Origin of the sequence: Ruminococcus sp. 1001713B170207_170306_F1 (assembly GCF_015668065.1) — a bacterium.
GTDB classification, from domain to species: Bacteria; Bacillota; Clostridia; order Lachnospirales; family Lachnospiraceae; genus Blautia_A; species Blautia_A faecis.
In genome coordinates this window covers 100,935-113,223 of the sequence record NZ_JADPEX010000006.1, presented here as the reverse complement: position 1 = coordinate 113,223, position 12,289 = coordinate 100,935, and the positions used below count along the sequence as shown (strand labels likewise).

The window sequence follows — 12,289 nt, the reverse complement described above, 5'->3', positions numbered from 1 at the left end:
AGGAATTTCCTGCTCGATTGTTACTATCTGAAGGGCATGTGTGGCTTTGAAGCATAGCGTTGCCTGACATTACATATGGCATTTAGACCTGTTTATAAGGGTATGAGAAAAGAGTAAGGAGTTACTGTCCATTTGAATATACAGTAACGTAAGGAGGTCAACCTTGTTAGTACATTTACACGTAAAAAACCTTGCACTCATAGATGAAATTGAAGTGGAATTCGGACCAGGGCTGAATATCCTCACCGGTGAGACTGGTGCCGGTAAGTCCATTCTTCTCGGTTCCATGCAGCTGATCCTGGGAGGAAAGACATCCAGAAGCATGATCAGGGAAAATGCGCCCTATGCACTGGTAGAGCTTTTATTTCAGGTTGAAAATACGAAAGCAAAAGAAGCACTTGCCGCACTTGATATTTATCCGGAGGACGGACAGATCCTCATGTCAAGAAAAATCATGGACGGCAGGAGCATTAATAAGATAAATGGGGAGACAAGCACTGTCAGCCAGATGAAGGCCGCTGCAGCCTGTCTTCTTGACATTCACGGGCAGCATGAGCACCAGTCCCTTCTCTATGAGGAGAAACAGCTGGAAATCCTGGACGCTTATGGCCGTGAGAAAATCTTTCTGGAAAAAGAGAAGGTGAAAGCTGCCTATCAGGAATATAAGAAATGTCAGGCAGAACTGAAATCCCTTGATATGGACGAAGAGCAGAAGAATCGGGAAATGGCTTTTCTGGAATTTGAGATCAATGAGATTGAGAAAGCATCTCTGGTTCCAGGAGAAGACGAAGAATTGGAAAAGCAATATCGAAAGCTCTCCAATGGACGCAGAATTATCGATTCCCTGCAAAGTGCCCATGCCCTTACCGGATATGATGGACAGGGAGCTGGGGAAGCAGTGGGAGAGGCTCTTCGGGAGCTTTCCAGAGTGACAGAGTACGATGATCAGCTGGAATCCCTTTCCCAGACCTTAAGCGAAGTGGACGGACTTCTCAATGATTTTAACAGGGAGCTGTCCTCCTATATGGATGACATGACTTTTGATGAATCCGTATTTTATGAGACAGAGCGCCGCCTGGATCTGCTCAATGGTCTGAAAGCCAAATACGGTCAGCGTATCGAAGAAATCCAGGAATACCAGAAAAAACAGCAGGAAAAGCTGAACAAACTTCAGAAGTATGAAGAAATTTTCGAGGCTTCCAGGGAAGAACTGAAAAAGGCAGAAAAAAAGCTGGAAGTGGCCTGCAGCCGTCTTTCAGAAATTCGTAAAGAATACAGCCATCAGCTGGAGAAAAAGGTAATCCAGGGATTAAAAGACTTAAATTTCCTGGATGTACAGTTTGCCATCACGTTTTCCAGAAGAAGCAGTTTTACAGAGAATGGTTATGATGAAATCCAGTATGAAATTTCCACAAATCCGGGAGAAAGTCTGAAGCCCCTTGGTAAAATCGTATCCGGTGGTGAGCTTTCCAGAATTATGCTTGCACTGAAGGCAATCCTGGCAGACCGTGACCAGATCGAAACATTGATTTTTGATGAAATAGATACGGGAATCAGTGGACGTACTGCTCAGAAGGTTTCTGAGAAAATGGCAGTGATCGGGCATCATCATCAGGTGCTCTGCATTACCCATCTTCCCCAGATCGCAGCCATGGCAGATTCCCATTTTGAGATCGAGAAGCAGGTTGAAGGCACCAAGACCACCACTCAGATCCATCCCCTTGATGAAGAAGCCTCCATCCGCGAACTGGCCCGTCTTCTTGGGGGTGCCCAGATCACTGGCGCTGTGCTGGAAAATGCAAGGGAGATGAAAAAACTGGCCAGGGAGTGCAAGGCATAATTCCTTTTTGTAGATTGAGAAAATGAGTTTTCAAACATGTAAGTTGAAATCCTCTGTGAGACAGGCTCCTGTCTGACAGGGGATTTCTGAGTATATCAGAAGCTTTTTCAGGCAGGCTCCGGAGCGAGTCTGAAAAATCATTCCCGCAATCTGCACGCCCCACTTTGCGGTATATTTTGCCCGAATTCAGTTGCCGTAGTCCGCTACGGCGCCCTCATCCGGGCAAAATCTCCCACAAATTGTGACGCACATCTTGCAGAAAGCCTTTTTCAGACACGCTCCAGCATGTTTTCAATAAAAATTCCATACCCACTTGCCGCATCCTGGACAAAAACGTGGGTTACCGCACCGATTACTTTTCCATTTTGCAGGATGGGACTGCCTGACATGCCCTGGACAATGCCGCCGGTGGTGTTAAGAAGCCGCTGATCGGTGATATGGATGACGAAACTTTTGTTAGTGTCCTCGTGGTTCATGTCGATTCTGGTGATTTCTGCATCGTATTCTTTTACTCCATTACCTACATCACACAGAATGGAAGCCGGACCGGTCTGTACTTCCTGTTTGTAGCCGATTTTCATCTGGCGGAGGGAAATTGGCAGAGAATCATTTCCGGAAAAACTGTCTGCAAAATCCCAGAAAGAAGTTTTGGACTGGTTAAAGCTTTCAGAAGCATTGACCGTATCATCTGAAGCAGAAGCTGCGGCCTGGAGCTCTGTAATATTATTGCCAGAACTGCTGGTGAAACTGCCGTAAATTCCATTTGAACTATTTACACGAATCTGTCCGATCACATTGTCATTTCTGTAACGGATCAGCCCGGAAAGTTCTCCGGGACTTCCTTTTTCCCCTTTTTGCACTCCGAGAATCTGGGCACAGTAAAGATTTCCTCCCTTTATTGACAAAAGATTTCCTGTGTCGATATCGCTGATTCCATGGCCAAGAGCACCGAAATTTCCGTCTTTTGTTACATAGGTAAGGGTTCCGATTCCCTGGGTGTCATCCCGGACCCAGATTCCAAGCTTGTACTTTCCGGAAGCATCCTGTGCCGGGGAGAGAGAGACCGGAATGGTACTGTTATTTCTTCGCACGCTTACCGTAACAGGCTTTCCATCAATAGTTTCCAGATCGTTAATTAAATCCTGCTTGCAGGATATTTTCTGCTCATTTAGTGCAACAATATAATCGCCAGGCTTTAAAATATTTTTTGCCGGATCCTGCATCTGCCCATTTTTAGAAAGGATTTCTCCGGTGTCGATCACAAGAACTCCGTCTGTTTCCATGTAAATCCCCACTGTGCTGCCGCTGACCAGAATGGTGTCTGCCTCTGTTGGTTTCACTTTAATATTCTTGAAAGCTATTTTTCCAAAAAGTCTGCAAGGCAGTTGGTAGCTGCCTTCCCCGGAAGCAGTGATTGTATCTCCGAAAGATACAAAAGGAAGATTGGAAATCTGGGAAAGGTCAAGTCCTGAATTTTTGTCAATGTGTATTTCATCCGGAATTTTCCGGTCCAGATAACGATATCCCAGAAATACCATTGTCAGAAGGTCAAGGACAAGACAGAGCAGGATAAAATGTTTGTATTTTCGTTTCTGGTACATGTTTTCACATCCTTTTCTTTTGTTTTTCACTGTGCTGGTACAGCAAATATTAAGTAACCGCTATAGTGACTTGTCTGATTTTTCATATACTGTGTCAATATAGCAGAAACTTAATTTTCACTGTACTAGTATGGAGAAAAATCATGATTTCACTCTTGTATTTTTATGAACCTGTTCCATATCTTTCAATCATAAAACGCGAAAAAAATAAACTGTGTTAAATTGAGAGTCGGTGTAAAACGCTGTCTTAATATAAAAATCCCCTCAGAAAAAATGAAATTATTGTCGTTAAAAGACGCAAAAAAGCTCGAAACTAATCGAACGAAAATGCAGTAAAAACGGCAGTTTCGGCTTGATTTCCCCATGGCAGTTCCACTATAATAGACGTTGTTACAGCAAAGGAAAATTTTTCTGAAAAATGTGCAAGAGCAAACAGGGCCCTGCTGTTTTGTACAGGTGATAGGAAGATATTGGGAAGAAAAACGCGTTTGCTTCCTGATATCAGAAATATAGCAACTTTCCGGCTGTGGATTGCCGGAGAATTTTCAAAATAGTAGAAGGAGAATGGCCTCATGGAAAAATTGAATGTGGCAATTGCGGACGATAATGAGAAAATGGTGGAGGTACTGAGTAAGATCATTGATCAGGACGAAGACCTGAAACTGGTTGGAAAAGCACATAATGGAGAAGAAATCTGTAACATCATAAAGGAAAAACAGCCTGACGTGGTTGTACTGGATATTATCATGCCAAAAGTAGACGGACTTTCAGTGATGGAGCGCTTCAGTCACGATGAAAATTTGAAAAAAGTGCCGTCATTTATTGTGGTTTCGGCAGTGGGACAGGAGCGGATCACAGAGGACGCTTTTGATCTTGGAGCAGATTATTTTATGCTGAAGCCTTTTGACAACAAAATGCTGCTGAACCGAATCAAACACATCCGCCGGGCGGGAGAGAGACGCGTCAGGGAAATGAACCGTCCAAGACAAAAGGAAGAGGAAAATACTTACAATTCAGGAAATCTGGAAACGGATGTGACAGATATCATACATGAAATCGGAGTACCTGCACATATTAAAGGTTATCAGTATCTGCGGGATGCTATTATTTTATCCGTAAATGACATGGAAATGCTGAATTCTATTACAAAAATTTTATACCCAACCATAGCCAAACGCCATCAGACAACGCCAAGCCGCGTGGAGCGGGCTATCCGACATGCCATTGAAGTTGCATGGAGCCGTGGAAAAATGGATACCATTGACCAGCTGTTTGGCTATACAGTGAGCAATGGGAAAGGAAAACCTACCAATTCCGAGTTTATTGCACTGATTGCTGACAAAATCAGACTGGAATATAAAAATCGTTCTTTCCAATGAGCCGAATTTGGGGTATAATAAAAGACAGAAGCAGGTTACTGGCATTAAGTGGCAGTAACGCTATTTGCTATTACTAAGGAGGGTTTTTTGGATGAAAAGAATTCTTTTTGCAACATCAGAGGCAGTGCCTTTTATTAAGACCGGAGGATTGGCTGATGTAGCCGGCTCACTGCCGAAATGCTTTGATAAACGTTATTTTGATATTCGCGTGATCTTACCGAAATATGCCTGCATGAAGCAGGAATGGAAAGATAAAATGGAATATGTCACACACTTCTACATGGATCTTGGATACAAGAACTGTTATGTAGGTATTCTTCAGATGGAGTATGATGGCATTAAGTTCTACTTTATAGATAATGAGTATTATTTCAGTGGACCGAAGCCATATGACAGTGCTCCGTGGGATCTGGAGAAATTTGCATTCTTCTCCAAGGCAGTGCTTTCCGTACTTCCGGTAATTGATTTCCGCCCGGACATTATTCACTGCCATGACTGGCAGACAGGTCTTGTTCCGGTTTATCTGCACGACAGCTTCCAGCAGAATCAGTTCTTCTGGGGAATTAAGACCATCATGACCATACATAACCTGAAATTCCAGGGTGTATATGATGTGAAGACAATCAAGGAGCTTACAGGACTTTCCGATTACTATTTTACACCGGATAAGCTGGAAGCATACAAGGATGGCAACTTCCTGAAGGGTGGTATTGTATTTGCAGATGCTGTTACTACAGTAAGTAATACATATGCAGATGAGATCAAGACACCGTTCTATGGCGAAGGTCTGGACGGACTGCTCCGTGCACGCTCCAACAGTCTGCGTGGTATTGTAAATGGTATTGATTATAATGATTTTAATCCGGAGACAGATATTAATCTGTCAGCTCGTTATAATGCTACCACCTTCCGTAAGGAGAAGGTTAAGAATAAGATCCAGCTACAGAAAGATTTAGGACTTGAGCAGGATCCGAAGGCTATGATGATTGGTATTGTTTCCCGTCTGACAGATCAGAAGGGATTTGACCTGATCGCTTATATCATGGACGAGCTTTGTCAGGATAGTGTACAGATTGTAGCTCTTGGCACAGGAGATGAGCGCTATGAGAATATGTTCCGTCACTTTGACTGGAAATATCATGGCAAGGTTTCTGCACAGATTTATTACGATGAGAGCATGTCTCACAGAATCTATGCAGCTTCTGATGCATTTCTGATGCCGTCATTGTTTGAGCCATGCGGTCTGAGCCAGCTGATGAGCCTTCGTTATGGTACTCTTCCAATCGTCAGAGAGACAGGTGGTCTGAAGGATACGGTAGAGCCTTACAATGAATTCGAAGGAACCGGAACCGGATTTTCATTCAGCAATTACAATGCACATGAGATGCTTTCCACGATCCGCTATGCAGAGCACATTTACTATGACAAGAAGCGCGAATGGAATAAGATGGTAGACCGGGCTATGGCAAAGGATTTCTCATGGAGTAATTCCGCACGTCAGTATGAAGAGATGTACAACTGGCTGATCGGGGAATAAGGATTCTGTAAGAAATATGCCATTTAAAGTACGGATATAGATATATATGGTACATAATATATACGGTACATAATAAGATGAAATTCGGACATACTACTTTCTGTAAAGTGTCCGCCTCAGGATACAGGAGAGATTAATTTTCTCCTGTATTTTGTATATATGGACATTTGAAGGCTGTCGAAAACAAAGGTTCCATACTGTTGGTTTTCGCTACAGAAATATTTTCGTTACTGTTCACTGGTAACATTCCGCGAGGTGTTTTTTGTGAACGTAGTTCACAGAAAACCCGAGAAGTGCGGCGCGAAATCATGCAAATGCATGATTTCTGTGCATCGCGAAGCGCGTTGCTGTGAACGGAGTGAACAGTAACATATTTTAACAGGAGGCAGGTTATATGAACCAAATTTCAGAACTGGATCTACAGAATTTACGTCACCTGATCGGCGGATTTGACACCACCCATTGTAAAATGGAGGAGTATGCAAGTAAGGCTACCGATGCCCAGGTAAAACAGTTTTTCCAGAAGTCTGCCCAGTCGGCAGTGGACTGCAAAAATCAGCTTATGCAGTATTTACAGTAGGAGGTGCCGCAGATGAATGAAAAAGTGATGGTAGCAGATACCCTTGCCGGAATTAACGGTGAACTGACCCGTTATGGGGAGATGATCCCTCAGACAGAGAATCCTCAGCTGAAACAAACCTTAAAACAGATGAGAAATCAGTGCGAGATGTCCCAGGAGGAGATTTACCAGATTGCCCGTGCAAGAGGCTATTATGTGCCGGCAGCTCAGGCAACAAGGGAAGAAGTGGATCATGTCAGAAGCGTGCTTAGCCAGGGATAAGAGGGGCTAGTGTTACTGGTCACGGAGTGAACAGTAATGGGATAGTAAATAACATCCGGGTTGCAGGAAATAATTCTTGTAATTCCGGATGTTTTGCTATATAGTAGAATTACTGACAGGAAAACGACAATATAAAAGTCGTATACGATTCATTTCAAAATTTACCGGAGTTTTGTCTGTCTCCGGGTATACAAGAATTTCACACCCGTATTCCGGGATGATTCCACCGGTGAAAATAACTTTACAGTTCGTTTGGCTTAACATGAAAAATAAAATTTTTATATGGCGAGTAGGGGCTTGACAAGTGAACTGATTTAAGATAGTATGTACTACAGAGAAACGAACATAGGTTCGTATTTGCGCAAGCAAGAAGATCCTGGCTGCTGTTCACTGGTAATGTTCCGCGAGGTGTTTTTGTGAACAAAGTTCACAGAAAACCCGAGAATTGCGGCGCGAAATCATGCTTTGCATGATTTCTGTGCATCGCGAAGCGCGTTACTGTGAACGGAGTGAACAGTAACAGATCTTGGCTGCTGTTCACGGATAAGGTTCTGCCAGGTGCCTTTTGTGAATGGTAACAGGTTATACAGTCCGGTTAATGATTACAGAAATTACTACGGACTTGTCTGATTATTAAGAATAGGAGATCGGAATAATGATAAATGAAGAGAAGAAGAAAGCGCTGGAAGCGGCTCTTGGACACATTGAGAAGCAATATGGCAAGGGCTCTGTAATGAAACTGGGTGAGTCCAGTGCCAATATGCAGGTGGAGACTGTTCCTACCGGTTCCCTGAGCCTTGACATTGCACTTGGGGTAGGCGGTGTGCCGAAGGGACGTATTATAGAAATCTACGGACCAGAGTCCAGTGGTAAGACCACTGTTGCATTACATATGGTAGCCGAGGTTCAGAAAAGAGGCGGAATTGCCGGTTTTATCGATGCCGAGCATGCTCTTGACCCTGTATATGCGAAGAACATCGGCGTAGATATTGATAATCTTTACATTTCCCAGCCGGATAATGGTGAGCAGGCTCTGGAGATTACAGAGACCATGGTTCGTTCCGGTGCAGTTGATATTATCATCGTGGATTCCGTTGCAGCTCTGGTTCCCAAGGCAGAGATTGATGGTGACATGGGAGACAGTCATGTAGGTTTGCAGGCACGTCTGATGTCACAGGCACTTCGTAAGCTGACCGCTATTATCAGTAAGTCTAACTGCGTTGTGATCTTTATCAACCAGCTCCGTGAGAAGGTTGGTGTTATGTTTGGTAACCCGGAGACAACTACTGGTGGACGTGCCCTTAAGTTCTATTCATCCATACGTCTTGATGTACGCCGTGTAGAGACATTGAAGCAGGGCGGCGAGATGGTTGGAAACCACACCAGGATCAAGGTTGTTAAGAATAAGGTTGCTCCGCCATTTAAGCAGGCTGAGTTTGATATTATGTTTGGTACCGGCATCTCCAAGGAAGGGGATATCCTTGATCTTGCTGCTGAGAATTCCATTGTGAATAAGAGCGGTGCATGGTATGCATACGAAGGAAATAAGATCGGCCAGGGACGTGAGAATGCCAAGCTGTTCCTGAAAGAGCATCCGGACATCTGCGATGAGATTGAACGCAAGGTTCGTATCCATTATCACCTTCTTCCAGGTGAGGAGGAAGAGCAGCAGGATGTGAAGCAAGAAGAAACTACACCAGAATCTGACGCTCCGGCAGCAGAAGAGGAATAAAATATGGCGGTTACACCTGAAGAGCAAAAGAATGCCAGAAGAAAGGCAATGCTTCTTCTGGAGCATATGGACCGTACAGAGAAAGGCCTGTCTGACCGGCTGCGTCAGGCAGGCTTTTCAGCAGAAGCCACAGAGGATGCCATGAACTATGTGCGTTCCTATGGGTATCTGAACGATTACCGCTATGCCATGAATTATATTTCCTTCCGCATGGGAACCAAGAGCCGTCAGAAGATTCTCCAGGAGCTTTCAGGGAAAGGAATTGACCGCGAGACTGCCCTTGCAGCCTGGGAAGAGGCAGCAGAGATTGAAGAGCCAGATGAACTGGCCATTCTCCGAACTACAGTAGAGAAAAAGTGTCAGCCTGGTACTGCCCTGGACGAGAAGGGGATGCGCCGCCTCCAGGGATTTCTCCTTCGAAGAGGTTTTTCCTATGGAGATATTTCCCACGTGCTGGAAGACGTGAATATTACCTGTGAGAGAAGCTATTGATAAATTGCCGGATTCTTTCTGTGCATCGCGAAGCGTGTTACTGGTCGCGGAGTGAACAGTAACGCTAGACGTTTCTTTGGAAATTTAAATTTTGTTTTTGTGTAGAAAAACTTGACATAATTCTAAAAAAAAGATAAACTTGTATTGTTGTGATTGCACAATGAAAACTAAATATTGAGGAGGTGCTCCTGTGACAACAATTATTGTTGCAGTTGTCGCTGTAGTAGCCACTCTACTGATTGCAGTTCCTATTACTAGTAAAGTTTCTGTGGATAACAAAGTTAAGAAAGACGCAGAAACGATTGGGTCAGCTGAAGAAAAGGCCAGAGGCATCATTGATGAAGCCTTAAAAGCGGCCGAAACAAAGAAACGTGAAACTTTATTGGAAGTAAAGGAAGAATCTCTCCGTACAAAGAACGAACTGGAGAAGGAAACCAAGGAACGTAGAAACGAACTGCAGAAATATGAGAAGCGTGTCTTATCGAAGGAAGAAACCGTTGATAAGAAAGCTGAAGCAGTTGAGAAGCGCGAGGCAGAGTGCACAGCGAGATTTGCTGAATTGCAGAAGAAAGAAAAGAGAGTAGATGAACTCGAGCTGAAAGGAGTACAGGAACTGGAACGTGTTTCCGGTCTGACCTCCGAACAGGCAAAAGAAGAATTGCTCAGATCTGTGGAAGACGATGTTAAAGTTGATGTTGCCAGACTTTACAAGGAACTTGAGAGCCAGGCGAAGGAAGAGGCAGGAAAGAAAGCCAAGGAATATGTGGTAAATGCCATTCAGAAATGTGCGGTAGACCATGTTGCCGAGACTACTATTTCCGTAGTGCAGCTTCCAAGCGATGAGATGAAGGGACGTATTATCGGACGTGAGGGACGTAATATTCGTACTATGGAGACCCTGACAGGTGTAGACCTTATCATTGATGATACTCCTGAGGCAGTAGTTCTCTCATCATTTGATCCTATCAGACGTGAAGTGGCAAGAGTAGCACTTGAGAAACTGATCGTAGATGGACGTATCCATCCGGCCAGAATCGAGGAAATGGTTGAGAAGGCACAGAAAGAAGTTGAAACTCAGATCCGCGAGGATGGCGAGAATGCAGCTATGGATGTTGGAGTTCATGGTATTCATCCAGAGCTTCTGAAACTTCTTGGACGTATGAAATTCCGTTCAAGTTATGGACAGAATGCGCTGAAGCATTCTATTGAAGTAGCACAGCTTTCCGGTCTGCTTGCCGGTGAAATTGGTGTAGACGTGCGCATGGCGAAACGTGCCGGTCTGCTTCATGATATCGGTAAATCTATTGACCATGAAGTTGAGGGATCCCATATTGAGATTGGTGTAAACCTTTGTAAGAAATATAAGGAATCACCTATTGTGATCAATGCGGTAGCAGCACACCACGGTGATGTGGAGCCAGAGAGCCTTATTGCCTGTATCGTGCAGGCAGCAGATGCGATTTCCGCGGCGCGTCCAGGCGCTAGAAGAGAGACACTGGAGACTTATACCAACAGACTGAAGCAGCTTGAGGATATTACCAATCAGTTCAAGGGGGTTGAGAAATCCTTTGCAATCCAGGCTGGTAGAGAAATCCGTGTTATGGTAGTTCCTGAGCATGTGAATGATTCTGAGATGGTACTTCTCGCAAGAGACATAGCGAAGCAGATTGAGGCTGAGCTTGAGTATCCGGGTCAGATCAAAGTCAATGTGATCCGCGAGAGCAGAGCTGTTGATTATGCCAAATAATCGGAGTTAATTTACATTAAGAAATATTAAGAAACCGCTTCCGCATTTTTCATACTATATGAAGGATGCGGAGGCGGTTTTTATTATGAAAGTCCCGGACGGCAGCCATGAACGAGCTATGCTTGCATGGGCTGATTCATGGAAAATCAAAAAGAATTTTTTTATGTAATTCATAATCAAATCATCGCTTGCGTACAATGGTACAGGGTGAATATATGGAAAATTTACTCAGTATCAAAAAGAAAAGTTTTTTTCCAGGACTGACTTTGCTGCTTGCAGGATTTCTTGCAGGAATGCTGATCCCGAACTTTATATACCGTTTTTCCTGGAAGCAGCAGGCATTTTCCGCAGTGTACCTTTTGGAAACCTATGGGAAAACAGAAGCAGGAGGAATCGATTATCTTTTGCAGATTCTCTGGATGCGCGGTGGGATTTTTTTCCTTTCTCTAATCTGTGGTTTTACTGTATTTGGAGTCCCTATGGCAATTATGGCGATGCTTTTTACCGGAATTGGACTGGGAATCGTATTTTCCATGTCTATTCTGCAGTTCGGACTTACCGGAGGCGCAGTTGCCGTAGCACTTCTTTTTCCGCATTATCTGATCTATCTGCCATTATGGGATTCGGTGTATCAGATGGTCTACAGGGAATCTATGGGAATCTGGCGCAATCATGGAATTTTTCCACAGAAAGTAAGCGCTTATCTCCTGAAAGTGCTCTTATATACAGCTTTATACGGTGTGGGAATTCTTTTGGAATGGCGTGTAAATCCATGGATTTTAAACAAAATTCTGGATTTTTCGAAATTTTTTGAATGAGAATAATATGAAAAATACAAGATATAGTATTGGTTACCATAAAAGCGACGTTATTTTGTAAAATGGGCAAAAAAAGCTTGTTTTTATACGATTTTTGGCCGAAAAAAAGGTTTGATTTTATGTCAATTACAAAGTATAATACAAATACATTTTAAGATCAGTTATTGTGGGGAGGTAGCCCGTTCCTGCAATAAAGCGTGAAAGAGCAAATGCAATGGACAATAGGAATTCCGGGCGAAATCTCCCACAAATTGTGACGCACATCTTACAGAAAGCCTTTTTCAAACACGCTCCAGAATCTT

General features: G+C 43.7%; 10 protein-coding genes and 2 pseudogenes. 10 read left to right on the top strand and 2 right to left on the bottom strand.

Annotated features, from left to right (window positions below):
• The first annotated feature begins 163 nt into the window (after positions 1-163).
• Positions 164-1,840, top strand: a complete 1,677-nt coding sequence (gene recN / locus I4V84_RS05995; RefSeq protein WP_195991422.1) for a DNA repair protein RecN — start codon at positions 164-166, stop codon at positions 1,838-1,840.
• Between the two features lie 30 nt (positions 1,841-1,870).
• Here the strand turns inward: recN and I4V84_RS20330 are convergent.
• A pseudogene (locus I4V84_RS20330) lies at positions 1,871-2,053 on the bottom strand (DUF6783 domain-containing protein); the annotation flags it as partial.
• Between I4V84_RS20330 and I4V84_RS20325 the strand changes: the two are divergent.
• Positions 2,030-2,080 (top strand): annotated as a pseudogene (locus I4V84_RS20325) (DUF6783 domain-containing protein); the annotation flags it as partial. The pseudogenes I4V84_RS20330 and I4V84_RS20325 overlap by 24 nt on opposite strands.
• A gap of 29 nt (positions 2,081-2,109) precedes the next feature.
• On the opposite strand, the gene I4V84_RS19865 reads toward I4V84_RS20325, so the two are convergent.
• A complete protein-coding gene (locus I4V84_RS19865) occupies positions 2,110-3,441 on the bottom strand; it encodes a SpoIVB peptidase S55 domain-containing protein (protein WP_243284037.1) in 1,332 nt (443 codons plus the stop codon).
• A gap of 572 nt (positions 3,442-4,013) precedes the next feature.
• Between I4V84_RS19865 and spo0A the strand changes: the two genes are divergently transcribed.
• The 8 genes from spo0A (at position 4,014) to I4V84_RS05945 (ending at position 11,987) form a co-directional block, all read left to right on the top strand.
• Positions 4,014-4,820, top strand: a complete 807-nt coding sequence (gene spo0A / locus I4V84_RS05980) for a sporulation transcription factor Spo0A (RefSeq protein ID WP_173718390.1) — start codon at positions 4,014-4,016, stop codon at positions 4,818-4,820.
• A 91-nt stretch (positions 4,821-4,911) separates the two neighbouring features.
• The gene (gene glgA / locus I4V84_RS05975) at positions 4,912-6,357 is read left to right on the top strand and encodes a glycogen synthase GlgA (protein WP_118580996.1); all 1,446 of its coding nucleotides are present in this window, start codon (positions 4,912-4,914) and stop codon (positions 6,355-6,357) included.
• Positions 6,358-6,751: 394 nt separating this feature from the next.
• Complete coding sequence (locus tag I4V84_RS05970) at positions 6,752-6,937, top strand: hypothetical protein (protein ID WP_148462515.1); 186 nt, start codon at positions 6,752-6,754, stop codon at positions 6,935-6,937.
• Between the two features lie 12 nt (positions 6,938-6,949).
• On the top strand, positions 6,950-7,198 hold the full coding sequence (locus tag I4V84_RS05965) for a spore coat protein (RefSeq protein WP_118580993.1): 249 nt from the start codon (positions 6,950-6,952) through the stop codon (positions 7,196-7,198).
• A gap of 655 nt (positions 7,199-7,853) precedes the next feature.
• Positions 7,854-8,930, top strand: a complete 1,077-nt coding sequence (gene recA, locus I4V84_RS05960; protein WP_118580990.1) for a recombinase RecA — start codon at positions 7,854-7,856, stop codon at positions 8,928-8,930.
• A gap of 3 nt (positions 8,931-8,933) precedes the next feature.
• Positions 8,934-9,422, top strand: coding sequence for a regulatory protein RecX (locus I4V84_RS05955; protein WP_195991421.1), 489 nt, complete (start codon positions 8,934-8,936; stop codon positions 9,420-9,422).
• Between the two features lie 190 nt (positions 9,423-9,612).
• Positions 9,613-11,169, top strand: a complete 1,557-nt coding sequence (rny, locus tag I4V84_RS05950) for a ribonuclease Y (RefSeq protein ID WP_118580984.1) — start codon at positions 9,613-9,615, stop codon at positions 11,167-11,169.
• Between the two features lie 215 nt (positions 11,170-11,384).
• The gene (locus tag I4V84_RS05945) at positions 11,385-11,987 is read left to right on the top strand and encodes a stage II sporulation protein M (protein WP_173773253.1); all 603 of its coding nucleotides are present in this window, start codon (positions 11,385-11,387) and stop codon (positions 11,985-11,987) included.
• The last annotated feature ends 302 nt before the right edge of the window (positions 11,988-12,289 follow it).

What these genes read in the sequence shown, in the direction of transcription:
- I4V84_RS05955 (WP_195991421.1), top strand. Translation starts at nt 8,934, where the DNA reads ATGGCGGTTACACCTGAAGAGCAAAAGAATGCCAGAAGAAAGGCAATG.
- spo0A (WP_173718390.1), top strand. Translation starts at nt 4,014, where the DNA reads ATGGAAAAATTGAATGTGGCAATTGCGGACGATAATGAGAAAATGGTG.
- recA (WP_118580990.1), top strand. Translation starts at nt 7,854, where the DNA reads ATGATAAATGAAGAGAAGAAGAAAGCGCTGGAAGCGGCTCTTGGACAC.
- glgA (WP_118580996.1), top strand. Translation starts at nt 4,912, where the DNA reads ATGAAAAGAATTCTTTTTGCAACATCAGAGGCAGTGCCTTTTATTAAG.
- I4V84_RS05945 (WP_173773253.1), top strand. Translation starts at nt 11,385, where the DNA reads ATGGAAAATTTACTCAGTATCAAAAAGAAAAGTTTTTTTCCAGGACTG.
- I4V84_RS05970 (WP_148462515.1), top strand. Translation starts at nt 6,752, where the DNA reads ATGAACCAAATTTCAGAACTGGATCTACAGAATTTACGTCACCTGATC.
- I4V84_RS19865 (WP_243284037.1), bottom strand. Translation starts at nt 3,441, where the DNA reads ATGTACCAGAAACGAAAATACAAACATTTTATCCTGCTCTGTCTTGTC.
- I4V84_RS05965 (WP_118580993.1), top strand. Translation starts at nt 6,950, where the DNA reads ATGAATGAAAAAGTGATGGTAGCAGATACCCTTGCCGGAATTAACGGT.